The organism is Pseudomonas sp. CFBP13528, from assembly GCF_005233615.1.
In the GTDB taxonomy this organism is placed as follows: Bacteria; Pseudomonadota; Gammaproteobacteria; order Pseudomonadales; family Pseudomonadaceae; genus Aquipseudomonas; species Aquipseudomonas fluorescens_AM.
Genome location: NZ_QGAJ01000018.1, coordinates 5,325 through 21,444, shown reverse-complemented (window position 1 = coordinate 21,444; position 16,120 = coordinate 5,325). Strand labels below are relative to the sequence as shown.

The window sequence follows — 16,120 nt, the reverse complement described above, 5'->3', positions numbered from 1 at the left end:
AGCACGCTTTCAATCTCGCCCAGCGGTGCCTCGTATTCACGGCTGAATACCGCAGCCATATCCGGCGCCGGCAGCGCCTGGCGGTCGAGCTTGCCGTTGGCGGTCAAGGGCAGCGTGTCGAGTTTCATGAAAGCGGCCGGCACCATGTAGTCCGGCAGATGGGCCACCAAATGCGCACGTATATCAGCGACGGCCAGCGCATCGAGTTGCGGATTTTCGGTGAAATACGCCACCAGCCGCTCTTCACGCACCAGCACCACTGCCTCCAGGATGCCCGGCAGTTGGTTGAGCCGGGTCTCGATTTCGCCCAGTTCGATGCGCATGCCACGGATCTTCACTTGGTCATCGTTGCGTCCCAGGTACTCGAGGTTGCCGTCGGGCAACCAGCGCGCCAGGTCGCCGGTACGGTACATGCGCCCGCTGCTGAACGGGTCGCGCAGGAAACGCTCGGCGGTCAGCTCCGGGCGGTTGAGGTAGCCGCGCGCCACGCCCTTGCCACCCACATACAGTTCGCCCGCCACGCCCAAAGGCACCGGGCGCAGGTGTTCGTCCAGCAGGTAGACCCTGGCATTGGCGATGGGCTTGCCGATATGCAACGGCTGGCCCGCCTCGATCTTGCCGGCGGTGGCGACCACCGTGGCTTCGGTGGGGCCATAGTTGTTGATCAGCTCGAAGCGCTGTGCACGCCCGAACCGGCGCAGGCGATCACCGCCGATCAGCAGTGTGCGCAGGGTCGGGTGTTCGATGTTCTGGCTGAAGGCGTACTCGGCCACCGGTGTCGGCAGGAAGCACACGTCCAGCGGTTGCGCGCACCACCAGGCGAGCAGCGCGTCGATGTCTTCAGCGCCGTCTTGGGCCGGCGGCAGGTGCAGGGTGGCGCCCGCGCACAGCGCCGGCCACACTTCCCAGGCCATCGCATCAAAGCCGAAGCCGGCCACACTGGCGGTATGCCGCCCGGCGCGCAGGTCGAAGGTGCTGCAATGCCAATCCACCAGATTGGCCACGGTGTGATGCTCCACCATCACCCCTTTGGGCAGGCCGGTGGAGCCGGAGGTGTAGATCACATAGGCCAGGTTCGACGCCGTCATGGCCACCTCGGGATTGCTCGCCGCGTGGTGGTGCCAGGTGTAGCGGTCCAGGTTGATCACCGGCACGTCCAGCTCCGGCAGGCGCTCGAGCAACGCGTGCTGGGTCAGCACGGCCACCGGGGCGCTGTCGCTGAGCAGATAGCTCAGGCGCTCGGGCGGGTGGGACGGGTCTACCGGCACATAACAGGCGCCGGCCTTGAGGATCGCCAGCAACCCGGCCAGGGTGTCCAGGCCACGGCGCGCGACGATGGCCACGCGGTCATCGGGCTTGACCCCCAGCGCCAGCAAATGATGGGCCAGCAGGTTGGCTTGCTGATTGAGTTCGGCGTAGCTCAACGTGCGGTCCAGGCACACCGCCGCAATGGCATCCGGGGTCAGCGCGGCCTGGGCCTCGATGCGCGCGTGCAAGGTGCAGCCCTGGGGGAACACCGCCTGGGTTGCGTTGAACTGCTCGAGCAACAGGCGTTGCTCGGCCAGCGGCACCACCGGCAGTTGGTTGAGCGCGGTGTGCGGGGCCTGCTCCAGGGCGCTCACCAGGTTTTCCAGTGCGGTTTGCAGGTAGGCGCAGACGCGGTGCGGGTCGACCTGGGTGCAGGCGAGCAAACGCAAGATGAAGCTATCGCCCAGGTCATCCACGCTCAGCGTCAGCGGGTAGTTGGTACGCTCCTGCGAGCTCAACATTTCGATGCCGTTCCATGCCGCCACCGCCTCGGCCTGATTGCCGGAACCACTGTGCCGGTAATTGAGCAACGCACTGAACAGTGGCGTGGGCGCAGTCACTCCACTGCAGCGCTGCGCCAACGCCAAAGGGGCATGCTCATGGCGCAGCAACGTCGTCAGCCGTGCATGGGTGTCCCTGATGCCGGTGCGCACATCCGCATGACCGACGTCCACACGAAACGGCAACGTATTGATGAAAATCCCCAGCGCTCTGTCGGTCTGCTGACCGCCCTGCATGCGCCCCATCAACACCGTACCGAACACCACGCTTTGCTTGCCTGCCAACACACTCAGCACCTGGGCCCAGGCCATATGGAACACGCTCGCCGCGCTTACGCCCAGATGGCGTGCCTGCTCGCGTACACGTTGATTGAGCGCTGCCGACAGCGGCAGGTCCGCTTCGACGATATCGCGGCCGTCGCCCTGCACATCCTGCAGACCGAAAGGCAAGGTCGGCTCGCAGATATCGCTGAGCATCTGACGGAAAAACGCCTCGTGCTCCTGCTCGCTGACGCCCAGTCGCGCCTGCGCCACGTAATTGCGAAACGGGATGGGCTGGCCCAATTGTTCGCCACGGCCTTGCAACAGCGCCTGCAGTTCATGGCGCACCACGTCCAGCGCGCTGTGGTCCAGGGCCATATGATGAAACAGCAGCATTGCCACCACGCGCTGGCCGGGTTCGTCCCAGGTGCGCACCAGGCGCAACATCGGCGCCTGGGTCACGTCCAGGCGGTAATGGCGAACATCGAACAGCTGGCGCAACTGCTCTGCGATATCGCCCTCAGCCGGATCCAGCTCAAGGGCTTGCACCGGTAACCGGACCTGGCGCCAGACCACTTGCGAGGGCTGTTCGAGGCTTTCCCAAACCACCCCGGTACGCAGGATATCGTGCCGATCCACGACGCTCTGCAAGGCGTTGGCAAACTGCTCGAAGCGCGCCAGGCTGTCGAAGGCGAACTGCGACTGCATGATGTACGGGTCACCCTGCTCCGTGCTCGCGTGGTGGTAGAGGATGCCTTCCTGCAACGGCGCCAGCGGGTAGATGTCCTGGATATTCGCCACGCCGCCCTCGACGGTGGCGACGATGCGGTTGATCTCATCCTGGCTCAGTGTGGACAGCGTCAACATGGCCGGGGTGATGCGCTCGGCGCCCGGGGCGATGCCGTTGGCCGGTACTTGCACCTCACCGGCTTTGCCGGCCGAGTATTCACCCGCCTTGATCCGTTCCATCAGGGCCGGCTTGTGTTCGCGCAACGCAGCGAGGATCGCCGGGTCGCTCAAGGCTTGCTTGTTGCCTTGTACGGACAGTTGCTCGCCTTTGAGCGCCAGTTGCACATCCTTCGTTTTCAGGGTTGCCAGCAATTGTTGGATGTTCACAGGACGATCTCCATTCGTTCGGTCATTGCGGCGTAGCCGGCCAGGGTCGGTTGCTCGAACAGCCCTCGCACATCGGCTTCCATGCCTTCCTGGCGCAAGCGCCCGATCAAGCTCACGGCGAGCAGCGAATGCCCGCCCAGTTCAAAGAAATTGTCATGGCGCCCTACTCGCTCCACCTTCAGCAGCTCGGCCCAGAGTCTGGCCAGCAGTATTTCGCAGTCGCCTTCGGGCGCTTCGTACTCACGCACACTCAACGACGCCGTGCCCGGGGCCGGCAACGCCTTGCGGTCGAGCTTGCCATTAGGGCTCAGGGGCAGCGCGTCGAGGTGCATGAACAACGCGGGCACCATGAAGTCCGGCAGGTGCTGCAAGAGCTGGCTGCGCAGGGCGTCGATGGCGGTGGCCGCGCCGGTGTAGTAGGCGACCAGGCGATCTTCGCAGGCCACGACCACGGCATCTTTCACCGCTGGATGCTCGATCAGTCGCGCCTGGATTTCCCCCAGTTCGATGCGCAGGCCGCGAATTTTCACCTGGTCATCGTTGCGGCCCAGGTACTCGAGATTGCCGTCCGGCAGGTAGCGGCCAAGGTCGCCCGTGCGGTACATCCGACCCGCGCTGAACGGGTCCTCAAGGAAGCGTTCGGCGGTCAGTTGCGCACGGTTGAGATACCCCCGCGCCACCTGCACGCCACCGATGAACAGCTCACCGACCACCCCCAGCGGCACCGGCTGCAATTGGGCGTCCAGAACGTACATGCGTGTGTTGGCAATCGGTTTGCCGATCGGCGTGTTGTCCGGCACGTCGCTGCGTGCGCAGTTCCATGCGGTCACATCCACTGCGGCTTCGGTCGGGCCATACAGGTTGTACAACCCGATGCCCGGCAGTTGCTGCTTGAAGCGTCGCACCAGGCTGCCCGGCAGCGCTTCACCGCTGCAGATCACGCGCAACAGCCCGGCGGCCTGGCTGACATCGCCATGGGCCAGGAATACGTCGAGCATCGACGGCACAAAGTGCAGCGTGGTGATGCGCTGCGCCTCAATCACTTCACACAGATACGCCGGGTCCTTGTGGCCGCCCGGACGTGCCATGACCAGGCGGGCGCCGGTCATCAGCGGCCAGAAGAACTCCCACACCGACACGTCGAAGCTGAAGGGTGTTTTTTGCAACACCGCATCCTGCGCGTTGAGGCCGTACGCGTCCTGCATCCACAGCAGGCGGTTGACCACCCCGGCATGTTCATTAATGACCCCCTTGGGTTGGCCGGTGGAGCCGGAGGTGTAGATCACATAAGCCTGATGCCGGGCAGTAAGCTCCGGCACGCTGGGATTGGTGCTCGGCTGGTGCTGCCAGGTGTCGCAGTCCAGATCAAGGGTGGGTATCTCACCCAGCAAGTCGCGGGTTGCGCCGTGGGCCAGCACCACCACCGGTGCGCTGTCGTGCAGCATGTAGGCGAGGCGCTCGTGGGGATAGGCCGGGTCAAGCGGGACATAACCGCCGCCGGCCTTGAGGATGGCGAACAAGCCGATGACCATGTCCAGGCCACGCTCCAGGCACACCCCAACCCGTGACTCGGGCCGTACGCCCAGTTCACGCAGGTGATGGGCCAGACGGTTGGCCCGCTCGTTGAGTTGCCGATAGCTCAGGCGTTGATCCCCCGCTTTCACGGCCTCGGCATCCGGCGTGCGTAAGACCTGCGCCTCGAACAAGCCGTGCAAGGTCTGGTCAAGGTTGTAATCGACTGCGGTCGCGTTGAAGCCGTGCAAGAGTCTTTCGCGCTCCTGCTGCCCCAGGATCGACACGCGGCTGATCGGCAGGTGCGGCGCCTGTTCCAGCGCCTCGACCAGCCCAAGCAAAGCCGTCTGCATATAACCGCAGACGCGTTGCGCTCCAATGTGCGCGGGGGTCATGACGGTCAGGCGGAAGCCATCGCGCTGGTCATCGACGTTCAAGGTCAAGGGGTAATTGGTGCGTTCTTCACTGGCCAGGGTGTGAATCCCTTGCCATGCCTGCGACACCGTCGCCTCCTGGCTGGCGCTGTGGCGGTAATTGAGCACTGCACTGAACAACGGCAGCGGCGCGGCGACGCCACTGCAACGCTGGGCCAGAGCCAGGGAGGCATGTTCATGGCCGAGCAGTGCCGTCAGGCGCTCATGGGTGTGCTTGACGGCGGCGCGCACACCGGTGCCATCAATATCCACGCGCAACGGCAAGGTGTTGATGAACATCCCCAGTGCACGGTCGCTGCCTTTGCCCCCCTGCATACGGCCAAGCAGTACCGTGCCGAAGACCACGCGGTGCTGGCTGCTGGTGCTGGCCAGCACCCGGGCCCACGCCAGATGAAACAGACTGGCGGCGCTGACACCCGAGAGGCGGGCCTGCGCCCTCAGACGCTGGCTGAAGGCCGGGGCCAGGCTCTGCTGCACCTCTTCGATTGCACTGCCGTCACCTTGGACGTCCTGCAAGCCGAACGGGAGCGTCGGCTCGTCGATGTCTCCCAGCATCTGGCCAAAGAACGCTTCATGTTCGTGCTCTTCGACGCCCAGGCGCGCCTGAGCCACATAGTTGCGGTAAGGAATGGCTGCTTCAGCGATACGGGGTTGCCCGAGCAAACTGGCTTGCATCTCCTGACGTACGCTGTCGAGTGCCGTGTGATCAAGGGCAATATGGTGGAACAGCAAAATCGCAACGACCCGCTGCTGACCGGGGTCCTCGGCATACACCAGGCGGATCAGCGGCGCCTGGGACATCGGCAGCCGGTAATGGCGCGGGTCGAAACGCTGGTGCAACTGCTCGATGACGTTGCCTTGCAGCGATACGCATTGCACGGCCAGTTCAGCCTTGCGCCACACCACTTGCAGCGGTTGCACCAGGCCCTCCCAGACCACTGCGGTGCGCAGGATATCGTGGCGATCGATCACCTGCTGCAGCGCCTGGGCAAAGGCGTCCAGGCGCTCAAGGCTGTCAAACGCCAGGTGCGATTGCAGCAGGTACGGGTCGCCCTGCTCGGCGCTGATGTGATGGTAGAAAATGCCTTCCTGCAACGGCGCCAGCGGATAGATATCCTGCACATTGGCGGCGCCGCCGGGGACTTGGTCGATCACCTGGTCGAGCGTCGATTGCTCCAGCGTCACCAGCGACAGCATGTCCGCGGTGATGCGTTGGCAGCCGTCAGGAATACGGTTGGCCGGCACCTGCACTTCGCGGCCACTGCCCACGGCGGCGGCCAGCGCGGCCAGGGTCGGCTGGCTGAACAGCACGCGCACATCGGCGCTCAGGCCGACCTGGCGCATGCGCTCGATCAGGCTGACGGCCAGCAATGAATGCCCGCCCAGTTCGAAGAAGTGGTCATGGCGCCCCACCTGCGCCACCTGCAGCACCTCGGCCCAGATCCGCGCCAGGCGGGTTTCCACCTCGCCCTGGGGCGCTTCGTAATCACGGGTCAGCAGCGCGGCTTGATCGGGGGCCGGCAGGGCCTTGCGGTCGAGCTTGCCGTTGGCGGTCAGGGGCAAGGCCGCAAGTTTCACGTAGGCCACCGGCACCAGTGCCTCGGGCAGCTCCTTCTGCAGTTGCGCGCGCAGCGTGTCGAACGACAGCGCCTGGCGCTCGGTGAACCACGCGATCAAGCGGCCTTCGCGGACCAGCACCACGGCTTCCGCCACACCGTCGAGCGCGGCCAGGCGGGCTTCGATTTCGCCCAGTTCAACCCGCACCCCGCGCAATTTGACCTGGTCATCGTTACGCCCCAGATATTCCAGGTTGCCATCGGGCAGCCAGCGCACCAGGTCGCCGGTGCGGTACATGCGCCCGGGGTTGAACGGGTCTTGCAGGAAGCGCTCGGCGGTCAGGTCCGGACGATTCAGGTAACCGCGCGCCACGCCGCGGCCACCGACATACAGTTCACCGGCCACGCCCACGGGCACCGCACGCAAGTGGGCATCCAACACGTAGCTGGTGGCATTGGCGATGGGCCGGCCGATATGCAAAGGCTGCCCGGCACGTACGCGGCCGGAGGTGGCGACCACCGTGGCTTCGGTGGGGCCGTAGTTATTGATCAGGGCAAACCGTCGTTCCTGGCTGAACTGGCGCAGGCGGTCGCCGCCGATCAGCAGCATGCGCAAGGTCGGGTGTTGCAGGTTCAGGCTGAAGGCGTACTCGGCCACCGGGGTGGGCAGGAAGCTCACGTCCAGCGGCTGCGCCAGCCACCAGGCCAACAGTTCGTCGATGTTTTCATTGCCCACCTCGGCGGGTGGCAGGTGCAGGGTCGCGCCCACGCACAGCGCCGGCCAGACTTCCCAGGCCAGCGCATCGAAACCGAAACCGGCGACGCTGCTGGTATGGCTGGCAGCCCCCAGGCCAAAGGCCTCGCAATGCCAGTGCACGAGGTTTTCCACGTGGTGATGTTCCACCATCACGCCCTTGGGCTGGCCGGTGGAACCGGAGGTGTAGATCACGTAGGCCAGGTGCGCCGGGGTCAGTGCGCCGAGTTGCGGGTTGCTCAGGGGATGTTGCTGCAAACGCGGGTCCTGCAGGTCGACACTGGCGACGCCGCCGAGCAGGTCCCGAGTGCCAGCTTCAGAGAGCACCGCCACCGGTGCACTGTCCTGCAACAGATAGGCGATCCGCTCGGCGGGGTACGCCGGGTCGATCGGCACATAGCCCGCGCCGGCCTTGAGAATGCCGAGCAGGCCCACCAGCATCTGCGGGCCGCGACGGCAGCAGATCGCCACGCGATCATCCGGCTGCACGCCAAGCTCCAGCAGGTGATGCGCCAGCTGGTTGGCGCGTTGGTTGAGCTGTCGATAGGTCAGCGCCAAACCGTCTTGCATCACCGAGATGGCCTCGGGCTGACGCTCGGCCTGGACTTCAACGGCGCCGTGCAGGGTGTGCCCGCGTGGGAAATCATGGGCGGTGGCGTTGAATTCGCGCAGCAGCGTGTCGCGTTCCGCCGTCGGCAGAATCGGCAGATGGTACAAGCGGGTGTCCGGCGCGTTCTCCAGGGCGTCCACCAACTGCGCCACGGCGTTGTGCATGTAGTCGCACAGGCGCTGGGCGCCGATCTGCGGCAACGCCAGCACGGCCAGTGCGAAGCCTTCGCCCAGGTCATCCACGCTCAGGGTCAGCGGATAGTTGCTGCGCTCTTCGCCGCCGAGCAGCTGTACGCCCTCCCAGATCCCGTGACCGTCGCGGGCCATTTCGCCGGGGCTGCTGTGGCGGTAATTGAGCAAGGCGCTGAACAGCGGCGTGGCCGTCACCACCCCACTGCAACGCTGAGCCAGGGCCAGCGAGGCATGCTCATGCCCGAGCAAGGCGCTCAGGCGTGCATGGGTGGCCTTGACCGCGTCGGCAGCAGCGGCCGCCACATCGACCCGCAGCGGCAAGGTATTGATGAACATGCCCAGGGCGCGGTCCGCCCCGTCGCCGGCCTGCATGCGGCCCATCAGGACAGTGCCGAACACCACGTCGTCACGCCCGGACACCAGCCCCAGCACCTGCGCCCAGGCCAGGTGCATCAGGCTCGCGGCGCTGACGCCCAAGTGGCGTGCCTGCTCGCGCACCCGCTGCGCCAGCTCGGCCGGCAGCTGCCGTTCGGCTTCTTCGATGGTGCGGCCGTCGCCCTGCACATCGTGCAAACCGAACGGCAGCGTCGGCTCGTCGACATCGGCGAGCATGCCGCGGAAGAACTGTTCATGCTCGGCCACGCTGACCCCCAGGCGCGCCTGGGCCACGTAGTTGCGAAACGGCGCGGCCTCGGGCAAGTCGTCCGCCTGCCCCAGCATGAAGGCACGCATCTCCTGGCCCACCACTTCCATGGCGGTATGGTCCAGGGCCAGGTGGTGGAACAGCAGGATCGCCGCGACACGCCGGTTGGCCGGGTCCTGGGCATAGACCATGCGCAGCAGCGGTGCCTGGGTGATGTCCAGCCGGTAGTGCCGCGCATCGAAGCGCGCATGCAATTGTTCGATGATGCCGCCGTCGGCCGGGTCCAGGCTGACGGCCTGCACCACCAGCTGCGCCTGACGCCACACCACTTGCACCGGGCTGTCCAGGCCTTCCCAGACCACCCCGGTGCGCAGGATGTCGTGGCGGGCCACCACCTGTTGCAGCGCGCCCATGAAAGCATGCAAGCGCTCGAGACTGTCGAACGCCATGCGCGATTGCAGCAGGTACGGGTCGCCCTGTTCGGCGCTGATATGGTGATAGAGGATGCCTTCCTGCAACGGCGCCAGCGGGTAGATATCCTGCACGTTCGCCGCACCGCCCGGCACGTTGGCCACGATGCGTTCGATGGCAGCCGCGTCCAGTTGCACCAGGCTGAGCATCGACGGGGTGATGTGCGTGCAGCCTGCCGGGATGCCATTGGCCGGCACCACGATTTCACGCCCGCTGCCCACCGCCGCCGCCAATGCCGCGAGGCTGGGCTGGCTGAACAGCACGCGCACATCGGCGCTCAGGCCGACGCGGCGCATGCGCTCGATCAGGCTGACCGCCAGCAACGAATGCCCGCCCAGTTCGAAGAAATGATCATGCCGGCCGACGCGCTCGAGCTTGAGCACGTCCTGCCAGATCTGCGCCAGCAGGGTTTCCACCTCGCCCTGGGGGGCCTCGTAGGCACGGCTGAGCAGCGCTTGCGGATCCGGCGCGGGCAAGGCCTTGCGGTCGAGCTTGCCGTTGTTGGTCAAGGGCAGACTGGCCAGCGGCATATAGGCCGAGGGCAGCATGTAGTCCGGCAGCAGGCCTTGCAGGTGCGCGTGCACCTCGTCGATGCCCAGCGCGGCGTCGGTCCAGGTGAAATAGGCCACCAGGCGTTTGTCCCCCGGTACGTCTTCCCTCGCGAGCACCGCTACGTCGCGGATGCCGGGGCAGCTCGCCAGGCGCGCCTCGATCTCACCCAGTTCGATACGAAAACCACGGATTTTCACTTGGTCGTCATTGCGTCCAAGGCACTCGAGCAAGCCGTCGACCGACCAGCGTCCCAGGTCGCCTGTGCGGTACATCAAGGCGTGGGGCTGTTCGGAAAATGGATCGTGGACGAATTTTTCGGCACTCAGGTCCGGGCGGTTCAAATAGCCCTTGGCCACGCCATCGCCGCCAATGCAGATTTCGCCGGTGATGCCCAGTGGCACTGGCTGCAACTGCGCGTCCAGTACATAGATCTGGGTGTTGGAAATAGGCCGACCCACCGGCACGCTTTCTACGTCATCGGCAAGCGCGCGCACTTCGTAGGTGGTGGCGTAGGTGGTGGTTTCGGTCGGGCCATAGCAGTGCACCAGGCGCAATGCCGGGGCCTGGGCCAGCAGGCTGCGGAAGGCGGCTGGGTCGGCGCGTTCGCCGCCGCATAGCAGAATGCGCAGGCCGGCCAGTGCGTCAGGGATCAGTTGTACATACTGGTTGAACAGCGCAGTGGTGACGAACAGCACCGTAGCGCCCGCAAGCTCGGCGCTGAACGCCTGCGGGTCGAGCACGGTGGCGTGGTCGATCACCTGCACCTGGCCACCGTTGAGCAACGCGCCCCATACGTCCATGGTGCTCGCGTCAAACGCCGGGTTCGACGCAAAGGCCACGCGGTCCTGGGCATTGAAGTCGGCGTAGCCGTTATTGATTACCAGCCGGGTAATGCCGCGCTGGGGCACCAGTACGCCTTTGGGCGTGCCCGTGGAGCCGGAGGTGTACATGATGTAGGCCACGCTGTCGGCGGACTGTTCGCGCTCGGGATTGTCGGCCGGCAGCCCGTCCAGGTTCAGCCCGGCCAGATCGTCCAGCACCAGACGGGCGCCGCTGTCCTGCACCATGAACGCCTGGCGGTCGGCCGGCGCGTTGACGTCCAGCGGCACGTACACCGCCGCGCACTTGAGCACGGCCAGTTGGCTGATCACCAGGTCGATGCTGCGCGGCAGCGCCAGGGCCACCGGCTCGCCGGGTTGCACGCCCTGGCTGATCAGGCAGTGAGCCAGGCGATTGGCGCGGCGGTTGAGGTCGCGGTAACTCAGGGACAGTTTGCCCTGCACCACCGCTACTGCTTCAGGCCGTGCCAGCGCCTGGGCTTCGAACAGCTGGGCGACGCTCAGATGCGCCGGGTAATCGCGGCAAGTGGCGTTGAACTCCACCAGCAGTTGCTGGCGCTCTGCCGGCGGTACGATCGACAGTGCCTGCAGCGCGGTGGTCGGCGCCTGTTGCAGGGCCGTCACCAGCTGGCGCAGCGCGGTGAGCATGTAGTCCGCCACGCGCTGCACGTCCAGCGTGGCGACGCCCTGCACCGTGAGGGCCAAACCTGCGCCCAGGTCATCGACGTTGAGTACCAGCGGGTAGTTGCTGCGCTCTTCGGAACTGAGTACCTGGATGCCGGACGCGGCGAAGGGGCTGTCACCCGGCGCTTCATCCGGGGCGCTGTGGCGATAGTTGAGCAAGGTACTGAACAGCGGCAACGATGCCGGCACGCCACTGCAACGCTGGGCCAGGGACAACGAGGCATGCTCGTGCCCGAGCAATTGCGCCAGGCGTGCGTGGGTGGCGCGCACACCGGCCTGCACGCCCGTGGCGCCAAGGCTGACCCGCAATGGCAAGGTGTTGATGAACATCCCCAGCGCCCGATCGGCGCCCTCGCCGCCCTGCATGCGCCCCAGCAACACGGTGCCGAACACCACGTCGCGCTGGCCGGACACCTGACTCAGCACCTGCGCCCAGGCCAGGTGCACCAGGCTCGCGGTACTTACGCCCAACTGCCGCGCCTGTTCGCGCAGGGCCAGGCTCAGCCCCGGATCCAGCGGCAGATGCGCTTCAACGATGCCGCTGCCGTCGCCATTCACATCCTGCAAGCCGAAGGCCAGGGTTGGCTCGTCGATATCGCCAAGCATCTCGCTGAAGAAGGCTTCGTGCTGCGCCTGACTCACACCGAGGCGGGCCTGGGCCACGTAGTTGCGGTACTGCACCGCGTCTGGCAATTGCGCGCTGCTGCCGGACAGGCTGGCGCTCATCTCTTGCACCAGTACTTGCAGGGCGGTGTGGTCGAGCAGGATGTGGTGCAACAGCAGGATGCCGACCAGACGGTCCGGTTCCTCGCTGTACGCCAGGCGCATCAGCGACGCGCGTGACAGGTCCAGGCGATAGTGACGGGGGTCGAAGCGTTGTTGCAGAGACGCCAGGGCATCGTCGCCCGTGGCCTCGACCCGCTCGACCGCCAGCGGTGCCTGGCGCAGCACCACCTGCACCGGTTCATCCAGACCTTCCCAGAGAATCGCGGTGCGCAGGATGTCATTGCGCTCGATCACGCTGTGCAGCGCCTGGACAAACCCGTCCAGCGCCGTCTGGTCATCAAAGCTGAACTGCACCTGCAACACGTAGGGGTCGCCCTCTGCGGTTGCCAGGTGATGGTAGAGAATCCCGGCCTGCAACGGCGCCAGGCCATAGATGTCCTGCACATTGGCAATGCCGCCGGGTACCGCCTGGAGGATGTGGTCGATGGCGGCCTGGTCGAGGTCGACCAGGGGCAGCATGTCCGGTGTAATGGCCGCGCTGTGTTCTTCAATGAGGTTGGCCGGCACCTGCACTTCAGGGTGCCCGCCGACCGCCGCCGCCAGTGCCGCCAATGTCGGCTGGCCGAACAGCACGCGCACATCGGCGCTCAAGTCCACCTGGCGCATGCGCTCGATCAGCTTGACCGCCAACAGCGAGTGGCCGCCGAGTTCGAAGAAATTATCCTCGCGCCCCACGCGGTCGACCTTGAGCAAGTCCTGCCAGAGCGCGGCGATGGTGGTTTCCACCGTGCCCTGCGGCGGCGCATAACCGCGCCGGGCCAATGCGTCGGCATCGGGTGCGGGCAACGCTTTGCGGTCGAGTTTGCCGTTGGTGGTCAGCGGGAACCGCTCCAGCAGCACAAAGGCTGCGGGCACCATGTAATCGGCCAGGTTCAGCAGCAGATGGTCGCGCAAGGCGGCCGCACTGGGCGCACCGTCCGCAATCACGTAGGCCACCAGGCGTTTGTCGCCGGGGGTGTCTTCCCGGGCAATCACCACGGCGTCGCGCACGCCGTCGGCGGTGGCCAGGTGGGCCTGGATTTCACCCAGTTCGATACGGAAACCGCGGATCTTTACCTGGTCGTCGTTGCGCCCCAGGTACTCGACGCTGCCGTCGGCTGACAAGCGGCCAAGGTCGCCGGTCTTGTACATGCGCAGGCCGGTGGCCGGGTCGTGCAGGAAGCGTTCGGCGTTGAGCGCGTCACGGTTCAGATAACCGCGCGCCACCCCCGCGCCGCCCACATACAACTCACCGACCACACCGAACGGCAGCGGCTCGCGCTGTGCGTCAAGGACGTACAACTGCAAGTCCGGAATACGCACGCCAATCGGGCTCACGCCGACCAACTGCGCATCGGCCGCTTCCAGCGCGCGGTACGTCACGTGCACAGTGGTTTCGGTGATGCCGTACATGTTCACCAGTTGCGTACCGGCATTCACCGCCCGTGCATACCAGGGCTTGAGCATGCCCGGCTCCAGCGCCTCGCCGCCGAAAATCACCTGGCGCAATGAATGCGCCCGGTCGCTGTTGCCTTGCGCCGCGATCAACTGGCGGAACGCACTCGGCGTCTGGTTGAGGATGCTGACCGAGGCTTCGCAGAGCAGCGCGTAGCACTCATCCGGTGAACGGCTGACCAGTTGCGGCACGATCAGCAACTGGCCGCCGTGCATCAGCGCGCCCCAGATTTCCCACACGGAAAAATCGAACGCAAAGGAATGAAACAGCGCCCACACGTCGTGCTGATTGAAGCCGAACCAGTGCTGGGTGGCGCTGAACAGGCGCGCCACCTGGCGGTGTTCGATCATCACGCCCTTGGGCTGGCCGGTGGAGCCGGAGGTGTAGATGACATAGGCCAGGTTGGCCGGGCTCAGGTGCAGGCGCGGATTGACCGTGGCCTGCTGGTGCAGGGCGTCGAGGTCGATCTGCGCCAGGTTGCCGACGAGGTGCCGGGTGTCGGCCTGCACCAGCACCGCCACCGGCGTGCTGTCGCCCAGGGTGTAGGCGATGCGTTCCTGCGGGTACGCCGGGTCGATCGGTACATAACCGGCACCGGCCTTGAGGATGCCGAGCAGGCCGATGATCATCTGCGGGCCGCGCTCCACGCAGATCGCCACGCGCGCGTCGGGGCGCACGCCCTGGGCCAGCAGCGCATGGGCGACCTGGTTGGCACGTTCGTTGAGTTCACGGTAGGTCAGGCTGCGCCGTTCGAAGCGCACGGCAATCGCGTCAGGGCGCGCGGCGGCGTGGGCTTCGACTTGCTGGTGGATCAGGGCGGTGTCGGCGTAGTGCGCGGGGCTTTGGTTGACAGAGCCTTGGTTCAGGCGGTGCAGCAGGGTGTGGCGTTCGGAGTCGGGCAGGATGTTCAGGCCGCTGAGCGGCATATCCGGTCGTTGCTCAAGGGCATCGGCCAGGCTTTCAAGGGCCGTGTGCAGGTAGCCGGCGACGCGGTGCGCGCTGATGGACGCATCGACCATCACCGTCAGCGCAAAGTCTTCACCCAGGTCATCGACATTGACCGTCAGCGGGTAGTTGGTGCGCTCTTGGGCGCCGAGCACCTGGATGCCTTCGGCCACCTCGATCACCGCGTGCATGTCGCTGGCGGCGCTGTGACGGTAATTGAGCATCGCACTGAACAGCGGTGCCGGCGCCGCCACCCCGCTGCAACGCTGGGCCAGTGCCAGGGAGGCATGCTCGTGCTCAAGCAAGGTGGTGAGGCGCTCGTGAGTGGCTTTAATCGCGGCGCGCACGCCTTGCGCACCGACATCCACGCGCAGCGGCAAGGTATTGATGAACATGCCCAAGGCGCGCTCACCGCCCTCGCCCGCCCCCATGCGGCCGAGCATCACCGTGCCGAACACCACCGCTTCGCGACCGGACACCACCCCCAGCACGCGCGCCAGCGCCAGGTGCATCAGGCTTGCCACACCGACGCCCAACGGACGCGCCAGGCTGCGCAGGCGCAGGCTGAGGGTGTGATCAACCGGCAGGCGCGCTTCGTCGATGCCCAGGCCATCGCCCTGCACGTCCTGCAGGCCGAAGGGTAACGTCGGTGCGTCGATGTCGGCGAGCATGTCGCGGAAGAAGGCTTCGTGAGCCTGCTCGCTCACACCCTGACGCACCTGGGCGATATAGCTGCGAAACGCTACCGGCGGCGCGGCCTGCGCCTGCTTGCCGGCGAGGTACAGCTGGATTTCCCCGCGCACGCCGTCAAGGGCGGTGTGATCGAGGATGGTGTGGTGAAACAGCAGCATCGCCACCACGCGCTCGTTGGCCGGGTCGTCGGCGAACACCAGGCGCAGCAACGGCGCCTGGCCCAGGTCCATGCGATAGGTGCGCGCATCGTAGCGTGCGAGCAGTTGGGCCAGGCGGTCGGCGCCGTCAAGATGCGCTTCTTCACAGGCCAGGGTTGCGTTGCGCCACACCACTTGCAACGGCTCGTCGAGGCGCTCCCAGGCCATCGACGTGCGCAAAATGTCGTGGCGATCGATGACCCATTGCAACGCCTGGGCGAAGTTGTGCAGACGTGCGCGGCTGTCGAACACGAACTGCGCGTGCAGCACGTAGGGGTCGCCCTGCTGTGCGCGAAGATGGTGGTAGAGCATGCCTTCCTGGAGCGGCGCCAGGGGGTAGATATCCTGCACATTCGCCGCTCCGCCGGGGATCGCCGCGACGATGCGGTCGATGGCCGGTTGGTCGAGCGTGACCAGTGGCAGCATGTCCGGGGTGATGCGATAGGCCGGGCTCGACCAGTCGCCGCCATGCGCCGCGACCCACTCAAGCAGTTGGGGTTTGTGCGCGATCAGTTGGTCCCACAGCGCGTCATCCAGCGCGTCGTCATCGCCAAGGACAATCAGGTCGCCCTCTTCCATTTGCAGACGGATTGCATGGGTGGAAATCGCTGCCAGTAATTCGCTGAACTGCAT

The 16,120-nt window shown here is 65.9% G+C and carries 2 protein-coding genes (1 of these 2 running past the window's edge); both read right to left on the bottom strand.

All coding sequences use genetic code 11. The features are described 5' to 3' along the window. Nucleotides 1-3,185 carry the beginning of a non-ribosomal peptide synthetase gene (locus PspCFBP13528_RS23900; protein ID WP_137201663.1) on the bottom strand. The gene continues 11,287 nt to the left of window position 1, outside the view, so only the first 3,185 of its 14,472 coding nucleotides appear in the window; its start codon is at nt 3,183-3,185; its stop codon lies off the left edge, out of view. Beyond that, nucleotides 3,182-16,120 (bottom strand): non-ribosomal peptide synthetase, encoded by a 12,939-nt coding sequence (locus PspCFBP13528_RS23895; protein WP_137201662.1) that lies wholly within the window; start codon nt 16,118-16,120, stop codon nt 3,182-3,184. Before PspCFBP13528_RS23895 ends, PspCFBP13528_RS23900 begins: the two co-directional genes overlap by 4 nt.

Coding starts and splice junctions, on each gene's coding strand:
- PspCFBP13528_RS23895 (WP_137201662.1), bottom strand. CDS start 16,120: ATGCAGTTCAGCGAATTACTGGCAGCGATTTCCACCCATGCAATCCGT.